At 67.1% G+C, this 383-nt stretch carries 1 protein-coding gene; it reads left to right on the plus strand.

Annotation, left to right across the window (positions count from 1 at the left end):
• Nucleotides 1–383 (plus strand): phosphotransferase (locus TN53_RS42840; RefSeq protein ID WP_046264334.1); only part of this gene is annotated, 383 nt, incomplete at both ends.

Genomic DNA, 383 nt, shown 5'->3' on the forward strand with positions numbered 1-383 from the left:
CGGAGGCTGACCATCGGCACGCGGGACGGAGAGACTCGTGACCTGGTGCTGCGGACCTTCGTCAACGTGGAGCACGCCGAGGACTGGCTGAGCAGGGAGACTGGCGCCCTCACACTCCTCTCGGGGACCGGAGTGCCGGCTCCCGGACTGGTCGCGGCTGATCTGACCGCCGCGCATTGCGAGTATCCATCGCTCCTTATGACGCATCTGACGGGCCGGACGGTTCTCGACGATGAGGGATTGGAGACGCGCCTCCCTCTGCTGGCCCGTCAACTCGTGGCGATCCACGCACTGCGACCCGCTGAGCGGCCCCGGAAGTATGTGACGTTGACGACCGCCGACACTGTCGTGATTCCGAAGGGCGCCGACGGGGCGGTATGGGC

It is taken from the genome of Streptomyces sp. WM6386 (assembly GCF_000972385.1).
Classification (GTDB): domain Bacteria; phylum Actinomycetota; class Actinomycetes; order Streptomycetales; family Streptomycetaceae; genus Streptomyces.